This is a genomic window from Salinivibrio sp. PR932, from assembly GCF_001996125.1.
Taxonomy (GTDB): domain Bacteria; phylum Pseudomonadota; class Gammaproteobacteria; order Enterobacterales; family Vibrionaceae; genus Salinivibrio; species Salinivibrio proteolyticus.
On sequence record NZ_MUFM01000009.1, the window covers coordinates 67,207 to 83,257 of the forward strand.

General features: G+C 48.5%; 13 protein-coding genes. 2 read left to right on the forward strand and 11 right to left on the reverse strand.

Features of this window, described 5'->3' with window-relative positions:
• Window positions 1-6: 6 nt before the first annotated feature.
• From BZG84_RS06545 to BZG84_RS06575, 7 genes are all read right to left on the reverse strand, one after another.
• On the reverse strand, window positions 7-1,617 hold the full coding sequence (locus BZG84_RS06545) for an EAL domain-containing response regulator (protein WP_077480992.1): 1,611 nt from the start codon (window positions 1,615-1,617) through the stop codon (window positions 7-9).
• Window positions 1,614-2,945, reverse strand: a complete 1,332-nt coding sequence (locus tag BZG84_RS06550) for an ATP-binding protein (RefSeq protein ID WP_241825764.1) — start codon at window positions 2,943-2,945, stop codon at window positions 1,614-1,616. The genes BZG84_RS06545 and BZG84_RS06550 overlap by 4 nt, the downstream gene beginning before the upstream one ends.
• 64 nt (window positions 2,946-3,009) lie before the next feature.
• Entirely contained in the window at window positions 3,010-4,152 is a 1,143-nt protein-coding gene (locus BZG84_RS06555) for an HDOD domain-containing protein (RefSeq protein WP_077678070.1), read from the reverse strand.
• A gap of 268 nt (window positions 4,153-4,420) precedes the next feature.
• Window positions 4,421-5,428, reverse strand: a complete 1,008-nt coding sequence (locus BZG84_RS06560; RefSeq protein WP_077480998.1) for a sphingomyelin phosphodiesterase — start codon at window positions 5,426-5,428, stop codon at window positions 4,421-4,423.
• A gap of 164 nt (window positions 5,429-5,592) precedes the next feature.
• Window positions 5,593-7,866, reverse strand: coding sequence for a response regulator (locus BZG84_RS06565; protein WP_077678071.1), 2,274 nt, complete (start codon window positions 7,864-7,866; stop codon window positions 5,593-5,595).
• 142 nt (window positions 7,867-8,008) lie between these two features.
• Complete coding sequence (hppD, locus tag BZG84_RS06570) at window positions 8,009-9,094, reverse strand: 4-hydroxyphenylpyruvate dioxygenase (RefSeq protein WP_077481002.1); 1,086 nt, start codon at window positions 9,092-9,094, stop codon at window positions 8,009-8,011.
• Window positions 9,095-9,399: 305 nt separating this feature from the next.
• Entirely contained in the window at window positions 9,400-9,744 is a 345-nt protein-coding gene (locus tag BZG84_RS06575; protein ID WP_069586709.1) for a hypothetical protein, read from the reverse strand.
• A gap of 232 nt (window positions 9,745-9,976) precedes the next feature.
• On the opposite strand from BZG84_RS06575, the gene fabG reads away from it, so the two are divergent.
• A complete protein-coding gene (fabG, locus tag BZG84_RS06580) occupies window positions 9,977-10,708 on the forward strand; it encodes a 3-oxoacyl-ACP reductase FabG (protein WP_077481004.1) in 732 nt (243 codons plus the stop codon).
• 31 nt (window positions 10,709-10,739) lie between these two features.
• Window positions 10,740-11,447 carry an SDR family oxidoreductase gene (locus BZG84_RS06585; protein WP_077481006.1) on the forward strand — a complete coding sequence of 236 codons (708 nt, stop codon included), beginning with the start codon at window positions 10,740-10,742 and terminating at the stop codon, window positions 11,445-11,447.
• Between the two features lie 38 nt (window positions 11,448-11,485).
• Here the strand turns inward: BZG84_RS06585 and BZG84_RS06590 are convergent, their stop codons facing one another.
• From BZG84_RS06590 to fabI, 4 genes are all read right to left on the reverse strand, one after another.
• Window positions 11,486-12,175, reverse strand: a complete 690-nt coding sequence (locus tag BZG84_RS06590) for a hypothetical protein (RefSeq protein WP_077481008.1) — start codon at window positions 12,173-12,175, stop codon at window positions 11,486-11,488.
• 386 nt (window positions 12,176-12,561) lie between these two features.
• Window positions 12,562-13,770, reverse strand: coding sequence for an acetate/propionate family kinase (locus BZG84_RS06600; protein WP_077678072.1), 1,209 nt, complete (start codon window positions 13,768-13,770; stop codon window positions 12,562-12,564).
• An 8-nt stretch (window positions 13,771-13,778) separates the two neighbouring features.
• Complete coding sequence (locus BZG84_RS06605) at window positions 13,779-15,197, reverse strand: bifunctional enoyl-CoA hydratase/phosphate acetyltransferase (protein WP_077678073.1); 1,419 nt, start codon at window positions 15,195-15,197, stop codon at window positions 13,779-13,781.
• 46 nt (window positions 15,198-15,243) lie between these two features.
• Window positions 15,244-16,017, reverse strand: a complete 774-nt coding sequence (fabI, locus tag BZG84_RS06610) for an enoyl-ACP reductase FabI (RefSeq protein WP_077480334.1) — start codon at window positions 16,015-16,017, stop codon at window positions 15,244-15,246.
• Window positions 16,018-16,051 lie beyond the last annotated feature (34 nt).

The window sequence follows — 16,051 nt, forward strand, 5'->3', positions numbered from 1 at the left end:
TCCGATTTAGGAAGGTGTTTTAAAATTCGCTAAAAATTCGAAAATATTATCTAGACTCAACGGTGCGCCAATGCCATAACCTTGCACACGCGTACACCCTTTTTCTCTCAAAAAGTCGATTTGGTTTTGATTCTCGACCCACTCAGCCACCACCTCGACGTTCATCAGCCGCGCACTCTGACCCACTGAAGTCAGGATCACTTCATCCATCTCACTCTGACCAATATTACGAACAAAGCGGCCATCTATTTTTATCACATCAAAGGGGAGGTCGCACATGGACTCAAACCCCGCAAAACCAGTCCCAAAGTCATCTAACGCACAGGAGATCCCAAGGGATTTCAAACGTTCCATTTGCTGGCGCGTTAATGAAAAGTCATCAATCCGATCAGTTTCTACCAACTCGACTTCAAGATATGCAATCTCATCGGGGTAGTACGGCGAAAGGTGCTGAATAACATCAACCACAAACCCAGTCTCTAATTGTTTTGCAGTGACGTTAACACTCACCGTTTTCGCGTAACCCGCCTGACGTAGTCGTCCAATCGCTTCCAGCGCTTGCTCAAACATCGAGGTGGTTAGCACATCTTCAAGTCGATACTGACTCAATAATGGCAAAAACTCCGCAGGGCTTTGGTAGTGTCCCGATGCGAGTCGACGCCTCACTAGCGCTTCAAAACCATCAATTTCATCGGTCACAATATTTAACTGAGGTTGAAAGAACGCCTCGAAGTGCTTGGCCTCAATATCGCGAATCAAGCTAACCAAACTGGCATCGTCTTGATGATCCTCAGGGCAAGGTAGCCAATAGAGCGCATCGTAGAGCGGTACTTTGTCGGCTTTACGCGCCTGAATGACCTCGAAAGACAATTCCTGCCAAGAGCGAAGCGCACTGAGCATTAATTGCATTGAAAGGTCTTTTTCCTCTTTTGCAGCATGCAAATGTTCAATCAGTTCGCTTAATAACCGGTGGCCTTCTGATGAATACTCAAACAGAGCAATAAATTTGTCGGCGATCCGATACCATTCGAATACCTCCAACTCATGCACGTGTTCACTCACCCTTTGCAGACGTTGATTCCCCAGCATCACCGACCCGGTGTCATTAAGATTGCTCGTGCCTTGGTTATCAATGATCGCCACAAGCCACGGTGTTTTTGCGTCTACCGCCATACCTTGAATTTTCTGGTTGAGCGCCTCTTTTGATAAGCAAGTAGTCAGGGTGTCGTTGGGCAAAGACGCGTGTTTATGGGTCAAAATGGTTTTCACCGTGTCACACAACACATCGCGATCCCACGGTTTGCTCACATACTGGCTCAACGCACCAGCATTAATCGCTCGAGACACACCCGGTAGATCGGCTTGGCCGGACAACATAATGGTGGCGATATCGGGATAACGCTGATGGATGTTAATCAGTAACTCTGCGCCATCCATATTCGGCATGCGGTAATCGGAAATCACAAGGCCAATGTGATGTTTGGATAAAATATCGAGTGCCTGCTGGCCCGACTCTGCGGTATGAATATGCGCCACAAAACGACGTAACTCTCGCTTTAACGCACGCAAAATATGTGGCTCATCATCAACCAATAGAATTTCCGTGTACGCCATCATGCGCTATGGCCTCCTCTTATCGCTTGTTCATCAGACGAGGCAATCTCGTCGGCGCAGTTATCTGAACACGGCAACACAATGGTAAACGTGGTCCCTTTTCCCAGCTCACTTTTAACCGTAATCTGGCCACCATGAGCAGCGATAATATCGCGTGACACCGACAACCCAAGCCCCGTTCCCTGCCCCACAGGCTTGGTGGTATAAAACGGTTCGAAAATCGTCGTCAGCGCCTCATCAGGGATCCCCTGCCCGTTATCTTTAATTTTTATCATTAAGTGCTCATCATCAAGAGGCGCAACAAGGATGTTTATTTTTCCCTCGCCCTCAATCGCTTGAGCGGCATTAATCAACAGATTGAGAAAAACCTGATTCAATTGCATAGGCTGACAAATAATGTCGGGCGTCTGTGGCGAATAGTTTCTCTCGATCTCAATGGCATACTTAATTTCGTTGTGGATAATCTTCAGTGTCGAGTCGATACCGCGACGAACATCGGTTGACACCCATTCGCCATTATCAGCACGGGAAAACTCTTTGAGATCTTTGACAATCGTCATCACTCTCGAGATACCCTCTAACGACTCTTCAATGAGATCGCTGGCATCTTCGAGTAAATAATCTAACTGAATCTTATCTTTTAGCGCCTGCCTATCAGCGCTCAACACCTTGTTCGCCGTAGCATCAATCTTTTCATCCAACTGATGGACATAAGCGGAATATTTCTCTAAGTAGTCATACAAGGTGCGGATGTTAGACGAGATAAAAGCGATAGGGTTATTGATTTCATGGGCAACCCCCGCCGATATTTGCCCAATCGACGCCATTTTCTCAGACTGAAGCAATTGGCTTTGCAGCTGCTTAAGCTCTGAAACCACTTCTTGATAGGCATCCGAGCTTCGTTTGAGTCGCTGACTATCCGACATGGTGGTGACTGAGTCTTGCTTCGGGGCCGCCAACATTGTGGGTCGGTAAAAACAAATCGCAACCTGTGTTACCACACCACACGCTGACGGGATGGGAAGAAACTCAATGTCTTGCCACTTATGTGCGGCGTCGCTCCCCACTTCCAAAGATGTATCAACGATGACAGAGCCGGAGGAAAGTAATGGCGTTCGCGTCAAGAAAACCGAATCGATGTTTTGCTGTAAAAATTGACGATGGACTGGAAAGCATGCCAATAGTGAGCGTCCGACTACTGTACTTTGGTTTGCTGGTAAGCGATCAAGGAAGCTCGCGTTTGCACTCTCAATGGTGTACTCATGATCGACGATACATATCGCTATTGATAGTTGATTGAACAATGCTAGTGACATGTCGCTATTCTTCACGTTTTCCCTCCCTATTCAGTCGACAGGGAAAACCTATAGTAACGTCGAATACCAACCAGTACACTCAGATCGTCTCCTGATACGATTGAGTAAAAAACGCGCCAATATTCGCCGACCAAGACTGTAAAAGTTTCGCTTTCTCGATATCGTTCGCCCGAATCCACTGACGGCAGTAATGTAGGAGTGCACCATCACTAGCCTGCTCACTGTCAGATAGCAAAGACGCCTCACCGCTAGCTAAAACAATTTCTGCCAATTCATAATCATAGCCCCACAAAATAATGATATAGCTGGAGACCACGAGCGCGGCATCAAAGCGAGATGGCAAATCACAGATGGGGTTTTTGCCACTGCCACGACAACCGAGTTCTCGTGCCATTAGCTCGCCCAGCGACGACAAGACAGAAGCAAGGTATAAGCGCTCAGCATGTGCTTTGTCATGGCCTAAAAAAGCACCCAGTGATTTGCTTAAATTAGCCAGTTCGATATGTTCATCGACCACCGCATAGTGCTCTTTGGTCGACAAGTGCTGAAACGCATTGTGCCCAACCATAGTGGCCGCAATGGATTCCACTGATTGAATACCCAATCGATTGATCGCCGTTTCTATGGACCAAGTTCGGTTGCGAAAGCCCAGATAGGCCGAGTTAGCCAGCTGCAAAAGTCGAGCAACCAGCGGCGGCTCTTCACTCACCACCCGCGCAATTTTTTCCATGTCAGAGTTTGGATTATTAATCGTGGCACGCAGTCGGCGGACACAATCAGGCAGAACGGGAAAATCCTCGATACCAATGAGGCGATTTCGTGTTTCACTATCAATCGGTAATTTGTAGAGACGCTCAACACTATTAAGCACATTAGCAAAGTCGTCTTCAGAAAACGGCTTGGGCAAGACAAAATGCACGCTGGGGGTTGCCAGCTCAGTGATCTTTTGCCGTGTATCTCCGGTGATCAGTGCTCGCACCGTCCCCGGATAGTGCTGACGAACCTGTTCTAGAAGTGCATCGCCCTTCAGTTCTGGCATCAGTAAGTCACTGATAACTAAAGACAGCGATTGATTCTTTAATACCCCTTTCTCCCACTGGATAGGATTTTTTACCAGACTAATCGTCCAGTCAGGTTTCAAGCGACGAATAACCCGACCAATTGCCTTCAATGTGAGTTCGTCATCATCAACATAAATGATGTGGAAACGCGGCTTATCCATGTTTTCCTCGCATTTATCCTCAAACTGCTTATCGTGACAGTCAGGCGGCAAATGGACGCATCACCAACGCAGCAATTCTGCTCCTCGGAAGACTATCCAAGGCCGGGAGTGCTATCGAATCCTCCCTTAAGCGTAGCGCATAATGCCAAATTTTCTTGGTACACAAAGAGAAATCAATCGTCTATTAATGGAAGGGAGGATAAGGAGCAAGATGATGGGGGCTCAATATGATTGAGCCCTATATGGCAGTGAATTACCGAGAGTCTATTTACTCAAATTCAAACTGTACCATCACCGGATAATGGTCGGAGAGCGCATTGTAATAACCATCATGGTAGGTTTGTCCGGCTTCTTCTGGCCACTCACCCTCAAGGTAATCCCAGTACCATTGATCCTTTGCGGTTAATTGCACCACCTTCATCTCAGGTTCATTAGCTGGCATGGCATGATCGCGACTCCACAAAATATAATCTAACGTGGTGTTGTAGTTAAGATCATAGTCAAAGTAATAAGCGTTCGCTTTCGTAAACCAATTGTGTTTGGCAGAAAAAGACGTTACTTCCGGTTCGGTGAAGCGCAGGGCACCATTTAAGGTCGCTTTCATGTCTTTAATTTCATCTTGGCGACTCCACTCCACATTCATGTCACCACCAATGATCACAGGCTCGTCAGCGGAAATCGCTGCTTGGTCGATAAAGTGTTTGATTTCCCCTAGCTGACCCAGACGCACTTGATGTTCTTCGTCGGACATCCCATCATGCGTGGCTTGTAAATGGGTGCCGATCAGGTGAAAGATCTCCCCATTTTTATCAATCTTGGCATACGCAAAACCTTTGTTAGCTTGATAGTCCCAACTGCCCTTTAAACTGTGATGATAAATATGGGCCTTTTGGGTCAAAATGGGGTATTTAGACAAGATTGTCACGCCACCACGTACGACAAATACTGAGTTGGAACAATCCCCGGTGAGAGCGTCCCAGCCTTCGCCACTGCAGTCTTGCCCAACGTTGGGAGTTTGATAAGGGTACAAACTTGCAAGCTGATTCATCGCTTGCTCGGCCTCTGCATTGAAGGCTTCACTAATCAGAATCACATCTGGTTGAGTGTCCATCGCTGCAATGGCTTTTGGCAACCGGGCCGCACGCTCTGCTTGATCCCAATCTTGAAGGTTACTCAGCTGCATAATGTTGTACGCCATGACATTGAGCTGGCCCGCTTGAGCGCTAAGGCTTAGCAGCAACGCCGCTGCCGCTGAGAGCATTTTTTTTATTTTCATGTTTCCTCTTTTCGTTTTGCTTTCTAATTATTACGGAACAAGATTCCGATAAAACATTAGAAGCCTAACGAATAGAGGTTAGACCACTCTAAAAATCCGTATGATTTTTTGATAGTTTTGTAACTAAGATCACAATTGCGACTCCCTTCTCAGTTTTTTTAGGGTTATGACTTAGTAAGAAGTTGAGTCTCGCTGGTAAAGGTATGTTTTTTAAGCATTGTTGCGAGATCGTCTTTACGAACCGGCTTAGCAATATAGTCATCCATGCCCGCTTCTAGGCACGCATCTTTATCCTCTGCAGTCGCATTGGCTGTCAGGGCCACAATAGGGGTTCGATTAAAGCGTGTTTCCTGCTCACGGATACGTCTCGAGGCTTGGTAACCATCCATAACGGGCATTTGACAATCCATAAAGATCAAATCAAACGGCTGCTTTTGCCAATAGTCCAAAGCCTGTTGGCCATTTTCTGCCACGGTGACGCGCACACCCAGCTTGGTGAGCATTGCCTCAGTCACCCGCTGATTCACTTTGGTATCTTCGACTACCAAAACGTGCAACCCGGCTAACGACGAACTTTGTCCTGTGGACCGTACGACGCCCAATGTTGGTTGACGCTGCTGCAGAATACGCACAAGGTGGCTCTTCAAATCATTGAACTGATAAGGACGCCCTAGGTAGCCTTCAATACCAGCACGTTCAATGCGCGGTTTGTCGAGGCCATCGGGCGCAGCAGTTAACATCATGATGGCTGGACTTTCCTTTCCAAACTGCGCCCTGATCTTGGTCGCCAGTGAAAAACCATCCGTTTTGGGCATCAACTTATCTAAAATCACCACTTTGAATGGATACTGACTACTGATGCGCTCTTCAATCAGCGACATCGCATCGTCTGGATGCATACAGCAAGTGACTTGACAACCCAAGTTACTGAGCTGTGCCGTGGTTATGCGCATATTTAAACGGCTATCGTCTACCAGCAGCATAGGCGCTCCGGCAAATAAATAGGCCTCTACCGGCGTGGCGAGGGGGACGTTGCTTTTGCTAAATCGAACGGTGAAAAAGAAACGGCTACCTTTGCCCGGTTCACTCTCCAATCGCAGTGTCCCACCCATCAGATGCACAATTTGCTGAGATATCGCGAGACCGAGTCCCGTTCCTTGGCTCTGTGCCGTTGGGTCATCGCCTTGCTCAAATTTATTAAAGATGCGACTTTGCTGCTCAAACGGCACGCCTGGCCCGGTGTCTTTGACTTCAAAGCGTAAAACACAGCTATCATCGCTCTCGCTGACACTCGACACCACCACCTCTACCTCACCGCTCTCGGTGAATTTCACCGCGTTACCGACAAGGTTAATCATCACTTGTCGAAGCCGAGGTGCGTCGCCGATCAGCAAAGGAGATATATCCTTGTCGATATCACAGTGAAACTGCAGACCTTTCTCTTTGACACGTAACGTGAACAAATTTTCTAAGTCTTTTCCCAACTCAAAAATATTGAGCTCTAAAGGTTCTAACTCTAACTTTCCAGCTTCAATTTTAGAGAAATCGAGAATGTCATTGATAATATCAAGCAATGAGATTGAGGAAGTCTCAAGCATCTCAATGAATTCTTGCTGCTCGTCATTGAGATCCGTGCCTTTTAACAGTGATGCCATGCCGATAATGCCGTTCATGGGTGTGCGGATCTCATGGCTCATATTGGCCAGAAACTCACTTTTTTTCTGACTCGCCTGCTCCGCATACCGGCGGTCGTCATCCATGCAGCTCAAGCGCTCTCGGCAACGCGCAATCATGGTGTTGTAACGCGTTTCTAAATCACTCCACGCGTGTCGATTCTTGGGCGTGGTGAGAAAAGTCGGTTTATTGTCAGCATCCCAAACATTAATTTGGTGGCGCATTTTCGCTAGTGGGGTGGTAAGTTCTCGGCTAATGATCCAAAGCGATATGGCAATACCGGATGCGCATAGGCACAGCCATGCTGCCACTGTCCACATTAGATGTTCACTCATACTCGCTTTTGTTGCCGTATAGTTCGAGGCAATGTTTAAACTCCCCAGCGTATACTCGTTGCCCGCATCGCGATAAACCAAAGGCCATGAATACTCGAGAGCTTGGTCTGAAGGGGCAACACCAAGCTCTACTCGGGTCCCGTCGCTATCAAAAACGCGCAAATAATCGATGTGAGGTTGCGCAATCAAGCGCTCAACTTGCCGCTCAAAGGCAGTGCTCTCTTCCCACCAAAGATGAGAGGCCATCACACTCAAGTCTTTTTCTCCAATCATCAACAAAGCACGCTTCACATCCGCTTTATGCTCTTGATAGTCGACATACAGTAGCAGCGCAGCAACCATCGCGGTTAACAGTGCCCAACACAGGGTTAGTTTGGTGATCAGCGCAACCGATAAAGAGCTACGAGCAACGGCGGTATCTGCCTTCATAGTCACCTAGTCCGTTTAAATCTCCATTAAAATTAAGCATAGAGGCATTTTCCGCTTTCAGCGAAAATTGTCATGATAAGTAGACAAAAAAGGCGCTCTCAAAGAGCGCCTACAAGACGATAGATTCAAATCAACTGTCTGGTTAATCCAACACGCCACGACGCATTTGATCTAGCTCAATAGATTCGAACAAGGCTTTAAAGTTACCCTCACCAAAGCCTTGATTACCCTTGCGCTGGATGATTTCAAAGAATACAGGACCAATGACCGTGTTGGTGAAAATCTGCAGCAAGATACCACTATCCACATCGCCATCAATCAATACTCGCGTATCACGGAGCTCGTCGATGCTTTCTTCGTGACCTTTAACACGTTCATTAATCTTTTCATAGTAGGTATCTGGCGTGTCCATAAATGCCATACCTCGTTGACGCAACGTACGGACTGTCTCGTAAATATTGTCTGTCGACAGTGCGATATGTTGAATGCCTTCACCGTTATACTCTTTTAAGTATTCCGCAATTTGCGATTTATCATCGCTTGATTCGTTGATGGGAATACGGATTTTTCCACATGGTGCGGTGAGAGCTCGTGATTTCAATCCTGTCTTTTTCCCTTCAATATCGAAGAAGCGGATTTCTTTAAAGTTCGCGATACGGTCATAAAAGTCGGCCCAGACATCCATATTGCCGATGTCAACATTATGGGTTAGGTGATCAATCACTTTTAAGCCAGCGTCAGCCTCTTTGAGACGTGATTGCCAGTCGTTGTAAAAATCAAAATCGACTTCATAGATGCTTTGATCGCCATAGCGATCAACAAAGTAAAGCAGCGAGTCACCAATGCCATAGACTGCTGGAATGCTTAACTCCATTGGACCAATGCTTGGTTCAACCACTTTGGCGCCTTGCTTCGCAGCATAGGCAATCGCATGCACGGCATCTTGGACACGAAATGCCATCGCATTGACACTCGCACCGTGCTTTTTGGCAAAGCTCTGTGCTTGTGACTCGGGCTCACCATTGACAATAAAGTTGGTGTCGCCTTGACGATACAACCAAACCTGCTTGTGCTTGTGTTTGGCGATTTCCGCAAAACCCATCAATGAAAACAGATTCTTCAGTGCATCAATGCCCGCTTGATCCGGCGCCGTGTACTCAACAAACTCAAATCCGTCCGTGCCCAGTGGGTTAATGGTTTTGACGGGCGCTTGCATAGTGGTCGTCATAATTGCTTCCTCCTTGTTCATGCCAATAGGAATAGCACCGTCAAAGAGGAAGCACTAGCATGACACCACCGACAAGAGGTTACTTAAATGTTAACCAAAGTTGTCATCTTTTATGAACAGTCATGCGCCAATGCGATAATTAGCGGTTTATCTGGGTGATACACTCTCTTTAAAGTGTAAAGAAACCCACCCACGCAAACATTTCATTTACATTTATGCAAACTAAAACGCAAACACCGCTGTCCTAAAAAGCAAAAAGGCCGCTCATGTAGCGGCCTTTGACAGCAGAAAAGAGATGAAGAGTGTCACACTTTCAAACTGTAGCTTGTTTGTTGCGCGTTCGGCGTGATCGTCTTTTCAACTTGCTCCATTAGCGCTTGCTGACGCTGGTTGTAAGCGTCCATTTTTGACTTTTGTGCTTCTTGCTCAGCAACGCGATCGATCAGCGACTGATAATCACGTTTTTCTTCGCGTTGCTCGCCGGATGCAGCGGCTTCTTTTTGTTCTTCACGCTCTTTGCGGATCAGTTCAGCACGCTCTTGCACGCTCATTGAGTTATTGAGACCGCCATTGACCTGATCGTCCTGACGATCGCGCTGACGCTGCATATATTGCTGCGCCAAAGGTTGCGAATTGATTGACGTCGGCATAGGTCCTCTCTCAAACAAGGTGACATCTTGATTAAATTTTAGCCTATCCGCCCACAAATTGATATGCCAATTTATCATAGACAGAGAAGTGCATGGCCTAGTTGTTGCAAGCTTATCGAATGTAAGCATGGCCTTAGGCAATACAGACGCCCAAGAAATTACTGATCGATGCCTCACCGCTTTGCGTTGTTGTTATAGAAGGCGTGGGGTACCACTAAAAAGGAGCACACAGATGCTAGCAGGAAAACATTGTGTCATTACCGGCGCTGCCCAAGGAATTGGTCGCGCGATTGTTGAAACCTTCATTGCACAAGGTGCGGAGAAAATCTACGCCATCGATCTCAACATGGATGCAATGACCGATTGGCAAGACCATGCAATTATTCAGCCCATCGCGCTCAATGTGTGTGATCGTGACGCTGTTTCCAGTTGGGTGCAAACATTGCACCAACAAAATGCGCCTGTCGATGTGTTGGTGAATAACGCTGGGATTACCCGCGATAACCTACTCACCAAAATGACAGAAGGTGATTGGGATGCCGTCATTGATGTCAATCTTAAAGGGGTATTCTCCATCACCCAAGCCATTGCTCCGCTGATGCTAGAGCAAGAAAAAGGCGCGATTGTGACGCTATCATCTGTGGTGGGGACGGACGGCAACATCGGCCAAACCAATTATGCGGCCTCCAAAGGGGGTGTGATCGCCATGACTAAAACATGGTCCAAAGAGCTCGCCCGCCACGGTGCAAAAATACGCGCCAACTGTGTCGCGCCTGGTTTTATCGAGACACCAATGACAGCCAACCTGCCCGAGAAGGTGATTGATATGATGAAAGCCAAGACACCATTGGGCCGAATGGGAACGGCGCAAGATATTGCTGATGCTATCTGCTTTTTAGCCAGCGATAAGGCAAGCTTTATTACCGGTCAAACACTTAAAGTCGATGGCGGATTAGTCATATAATGGTGGCAACGCCAACTATTTAGAGGTATGCATGACGCCAACACTTTTCATTACGGGCGCAAACCGGGGAATAGGACTCGCGTTAACAGAGTTGTACCTAGAGCACGGCTGGCAAGTGATTGCTTGCTGCCGTTTTCCCGGCTCTGCCCCTCATTTAATGACACTTAAAAATCGCTACACCGCGCTCTCAACCCATGCACTCGACGTGACAGACCACACCGCCGTACAGCAGCTCGCATCAGAGCTGAGCGACGTCCCCATCCATTTGTTGATCAACAATGCTGGGCTCTATGGTCCCAAAGGCTACGCATTCGGTGAAGTCGACACGGCCGCATGGCGCGATGTTTTAGAAGTGAACACCATAGCACCACTCGTCATCGCCGAGCATTTTACGCCACATCTCACAAAGGCTCGTCACAGTGGTCACACGCCCATTTTTGCTTTTCTTTCCTCCAAAGTAGGTAGCATGAGCGACAATCAATCGGGGGGCGGTTACATCTACCGGAGTTCAAAAGCAGCGCTGAATGCAGTGATCAAAAGTCTTTCCATCGATCTTCGCGACCAAGGTATCCGTGCGGTTGCGTTGCACCCTGGCTGGGTACAAACACAGATGGGCGGACCCAATGCGCTGATTAACGCTCAAGAGTCCGCTCAGGGATTGAAGCAGGTGCTGGATACCCTTACCGATAGCCAAAACGGCAGTTTTATCGATTATCAAGGCAAAGAGATTGGCTGGTAAGGCTTTAGGCGGCGCCAAAGCCGCCTTAGACAATCCCATTAAATCGGGAAGAAAGTCATCGATGCCATGCTATGCACGACTTGATTGATATGGCGATTGGTACTGTCGGCGACCATGACCGCCATCATGTCCTGAATGAGGATCATCTGACTAAACAAGCGCTCATAGCTGTAATTGGGCACACCATTTTTACCCACACCGTTACTCAGTAAAAGCTGCTCGCCATTATCATCTTTCTCGTTGTTCAATAACCAAGCCACTTTTTCGAGATTGCGTGCACAGTTGTAAAGCTTTTGCTGATCAATATCGTCAAGTAAGAAAAATTCCAGCTGATGATTGTAACTCGCACTGATCATGCCAGTAACACCCGCCATCAACGCAAATACTCGATCGCCTCTAAACTCGCTAGAGAACGCCAGTGGTAACAGCGCAATCCCATCCATGCCTCCCAGTTCACGAAAGCCGTTTTCGGGACGTTTCTCAGCCATGAGCTGAGCAACACGCTTTTCGATCGTCATTCCCGGTACTTTTCTAAGCTCTCGCGGATTACGCTTGTAGAGTTTTACGATCAATTGCTCTGTCAGATCGCGAATTTCCGCTATATGGATATCCGTGATCAGATCCATGTCCGACTTGGCGAGATTCTTAATATCGAAGGGCCTGCCCAGTTTTTGCGCACACCCTGTGAGGCTGAGCACCACTAAGCCCATCCATACCCAGCGCATCATAAAAAACATCCTTGCGTTCTGTGTCCGGCGATAGAATACCGATTTAATTTTACACGGTGCGCATCAACAAAAAATCTTGTATGCAATGTCACACTTTGGTGTGTCTTGCTGACCCAGTTTTGATTAAATCATGTAAAAACAACTAATTAATCAACGCGCCAATGCAGTCATCGGTGAGGAATACCAACTCGATTATTTGGTTAGTCGCCTCGATACCAATCGCGTGCTCGAAAAGCAGCCACTCCTCTTTTCTGAGCCGATTAACGCCTACATAGTGCTATCAAAAAAATCTCACCATGCGGAGGCAGTCGCTCAGCTCAGTAACACAATTGCACAGATGATGGATTCTGGGCAGATTGAATCGATGAAGCGTGATTATTTACGCCCTAATGAGTGAGCGTCTTTTGATACATGGTAAGGCAGTCTTCTGCGATCACTTGCTCTTCATCGGTCGGGATCACCCAGACCCCGACTCGACTCGTGGTGCTCGAAATACAGGATTGGCTGGCTTGATTCGCCTCGCCATCTAAATCCACTCCCAGCCACTGGCAATGGGCCGCTACCTGCTCTCGTACTGGCGCGGCGTGCTCGCCAATCCCAGCAGTAAAGACAATATGATCTAACCCACCTAACGCTGCCGATAAACTGCCAATTTCACGCGCAATACGATAGCAATAATGTGTGACCGCTTGCTGCGCTCTGGGTCGGTCACTATTCAGCAAGGCACGCATATCACTGCTAATGCCAGACAAGCCTAGAAGCCCTGATTCCTTGTAGAGCAACGTCGTCACCTCGTCAGTCGTCATTCCCTCTTGCGCAATCAAATGTAGCACCAAGCCCGCATCGATTGATCCGCAACGTGTCCCCATCGGTAAACCTTCCAGCGCCGTAAATCCCATGGTAGAAGCAAGGCTAGTTCCGGCTTGAATTGCACATAAGCTCGCTCCATTCCCCAAATGCGCCACAACCACACGCGCGTCATGGTTAAAATCAGGGATAATGGTTGGCAAGCGCCGCGTGATATAGTCGTAAGAAAGGCCATGAAATCCGTAACGCTGAAAGCCTCGATCGAACATCGCGTAAGGTAAAGCGAATTGTTTTGCTTCGAGCGGCTGATGAGCATGAAACGCCGTATCAAAACACGCAATCTGCACCAGATCAGGCAATCGCTCGCCAAGTATCTTAATTGGGGCAAGGCTGTAAGGTTGATGCAAAGGTGCAAGCGGCGTTAACGCTTCCAACAAAGCCACTTTTTGCTCATCCAGCTGAGTCGCTTGATGGAAGTGCTGACCGCCATGCACGACTCGATGCCCAACGGCGATAATCTCGTCCAACAGCCCTTGGCGCTCTAACCAGATGAGTAACGACGCGACAGCAGCATGATGATCTGGCGCAGAGCCCGGGGAGACCGCACTGATCCCCGACTTATGACGGGTCATGGATACATCATAGCGATCGGTCCCAAGCCCTGAAAACTGCCCCTTCACTAAAACATGAACCGATGAACTGGGCCCCGAATCCACGGGGCCCGCTGTATCAAACAATGCAAACTTTAAGCTCGATGAGCCACTATTAATCACTAGTATTTTACCCATTGCACCGCCTAGACTCGGGTCTGTAATGTCTTTCTTTGATGCTCAGCCAATAATAAAGCTAACGCACTTGATGCAATTCGGGTGAGTGCATCATCCGCACGGCTGGTGAGCATAATGGGCACGCGTGCGCCCACGACAACACCCGCGCCGGTAGCATCAGCAAGATAGCTCAACTGTTTCATCAACATATTGGCCGCTTCGAGGTCGGGTGCGACGAGAATGTCAGCACAGCCTGCCACGGTGGAGTGAATATTCTTGGTCGCACGGGACACTTCAGACACTGCACTGTCAAACGCCAGCGGCCCGTCTAATTCGCCCCCAATAATTTGGCCGCGCTCTGCCATCTTGCACAGCGCCGCCGCGTCCAGGGTGGAATTAATTTTCGGATTGATGGTTTCAACCGCCGAGAGAATAGCCACTTTGGGGTTGGTGTTGCCAATCGCATGGGCTAGCTCAATCGCGTTTTGAATAATATCTCGCTTTTGGGCAAGGCCTGGGTAAATATTAATCGCCGCATCGGTAATAAAGAGAGGGCGCGGGTAGGTCGGCACATCAAATGCCATCACATGACTCAGGCAGCGTTCTGTTCTCAGTCCACCTTCACGCTTGACCACTTCATGAAGTAACTCGTCAGTATGCAATGCGCCTTTCATTAAGGCTTCAATCTCACCAGAGCGTGCCATCGCAACAGCTTTTTCAGCTGCTGCATGGCTGTGCGGTGCGTCGACAATGTCAAACTCACTGATATCCAGCTCGGCTTTGTCCGCGGCGGCCATGATTTTGTCGTGAGGTCCCACCAAGGTAGGAATGATTAATTGCTGTTTTGCCGAAGCCACTGCGCCACGGATAGCACTGTCATCCACCGGGTGAACCACGGCCGTGCGCATAGGATCCGGATGATCTGCCGCGGTTAAGATAGCGTGCAGTTGTCCGCGTTCCGTTAAACGGATTTCGGGGAGCACAGCTCGCTGGCGCCGGACCTTCTTTGTGGGCGCAAGCACACGTGCCTCGCCATCAATCACTATATCACCACGTTGGTTTTCACATCGGCAAGCGAACACAATGTGGTGACGTTTATCGTCCATTTGATCAACACGAACGGCAACGCGCAGCACGTCTCCCAGCATCACGGGTGCCTTAAAGGCTAGCGTTTGGCCAAGATATACGGTCCCCGGCCCCGGCAACTGTGTGCCGAGCACCGTTGAGATCAGAGCCCCGCCCCACATCCCATGAGCGATGATCTCTTGGAAGCGGCTACTTTTGGCAAAATCATCATCCACGTGGGCCGGATTGACATCCCCTGACATGATGGCAAACAGCTTAATGTCTTCCATGGTCAGGCGCTTTTCTAAAAAGGCTTCATCGCCTACAGAAATCTCATCGTACGTCTTATTCTCGATGACCTCCTCGTTACGTGTCCCTGTCATAGTGGACTCCTTCAATGAATCGAATCAGTCGGGTAGTAAACGCTAATTAAAAACGTAAGTGGTGTCCGGCGTCTACGTAATGGGTGAGCCCGGTCAAAGCACGTCCCGCATCTGAGGCAAGGTAAACCACCGCACTCCCTACATCTTGCACCGTGGCTAAACGACGCAATGGTGATCGCGTTTCACCGTCGACGGCTAAGGCCTCGAATTCTTTAAGTCCAGATGCTGCACGGGTACGAATCGGCCCCGGTGAAATGGCGTGGACACGTATACCCTGCGGCCCCAACTCAGCCGCCAAATAGCGGGTAGCAGACTCTAAGGCAGCTTTTACCGGCCCCATCATGTTGTAGTTATCCACCGCCTTATCGGCCCCATAGTAGGACATATTAAAGAGTGCGCCGCCTTCTGACATCAAAGGCTCCGCACGCTTCGCCATCCGAATAAATGAGTGACAAGAAATATCCATTGCCAGTGAAAAGCCATCGCGCGAGCAATCCACCACACGACCGTGTAAGTCCTCGAGCGGTGCGAAGGCGATAGAGTGAACCACAAAATCTATCCGCCCCCATTTTTGTTTAGCGCGCTCAAATAAGGCATCGAGTTGGTCATCGTCTTGGACGTCACAAAGCATCAACTCCGGATCCCCCATCTCGCCGCGTAACGGTTCAACGAAACGCTCCGCTTTCGGTGTACCATAGCTCACCAGCACCTCTGCGCCAGCTTGCTGTAATGCTTTTGCACAGCCAAACGCGATACTGTTCTCATTGGCAAGCCCAGCAACAATGCCGACTTTACCTTCAAGTGAGAATAGATTGGTCACAGCATTCTCCCTACCTTTGTGTTGCAAGATTGGT

What these genes read in the sequence shown, in the direction of transcription:
- BZG84_RS06555 (WP_077678070.1), bottom strand. Translation starts at nt 4,152, where the DNA reads ATGGATAAGCCGCGTTTCCACATCATTTATGTTGATGATGACGAACTC.
- BZG84_RS06565 (WP_077678071.1), bottom strand. Translation starts at nt 7,866, where the DNA reads ATGAAGGCAGATACCGCCGTTGCTCGTAGCTCTTTATCGGTTGCGCTG.
- BZG84_RS06545 (WP_077480992.1), bottom strand. Translation starts at nt 1,617, where the DNA reads ATGATGGCGTACACGGAAATTCTATTGGTTGATGATGAGCCACATATT.
- BZG84_RS06590 (WP_077481008.1), bottom strand. Translation starts at nt 12,175, where the DNA reads ATGATGCGCTGGGTATGGATGGGCTTAGTGGTGCTCAGCCTCACAGGG.
- BZG84_RS06560 (WP_077480998.1), bottom strand. Translation starts at nt 5,428, where the DNA reads ATGAAAATAAAAAAAATGCTCTCAGCGGCAGCGGCGTTGCTGCTAAGC.
- hppD (WP_077481002.1), bottom strand. Translation starts at nt 9,094, where the DNA reads ATGACGACCACTATGCAAGCGCCCGTCAAAACCATTAACCCACTGGGC.
- fabG (WP_077481004.1), top strand. Translation starts at nt 9,977, where the DNA reads ATGCTAGCAGGAAAACATTGTGTCATTACCGGCGCTGCCCAAGGAATT.
- BZG84_RS06605 (WP_077678073.1), bottom strand. Translation starts at nt 15,197, where the DNA reads ATGACAGGGACACGTAACGAGGAGGTCATCGAGAATAAGACGTACGAT.
- BZG84_RS06585 (WP_077481006.1), top strand. Translation starts at nt 10,740, where the DNA reads ATGACGCCAACACTTTTCATTACGGGCGCAAACCGGGGAATAGGACTC.
- BZG84_RS06600 (WP_077678072.1), bottom strand. Translation starts at nt 13,770, where the DNA reads ATGGGTAAAATACTAGTGATTAATAGTGGCTCATCGAGCTTAAAGTTT.
- BZG84_RS06575 (WP_069586709.1), bottom strand. Translation starts at nt 9,744, where the DNA reads ATGCCGACGTCAATCAATTCGCAACCTTTGGCGCAGCAATATATGCAG.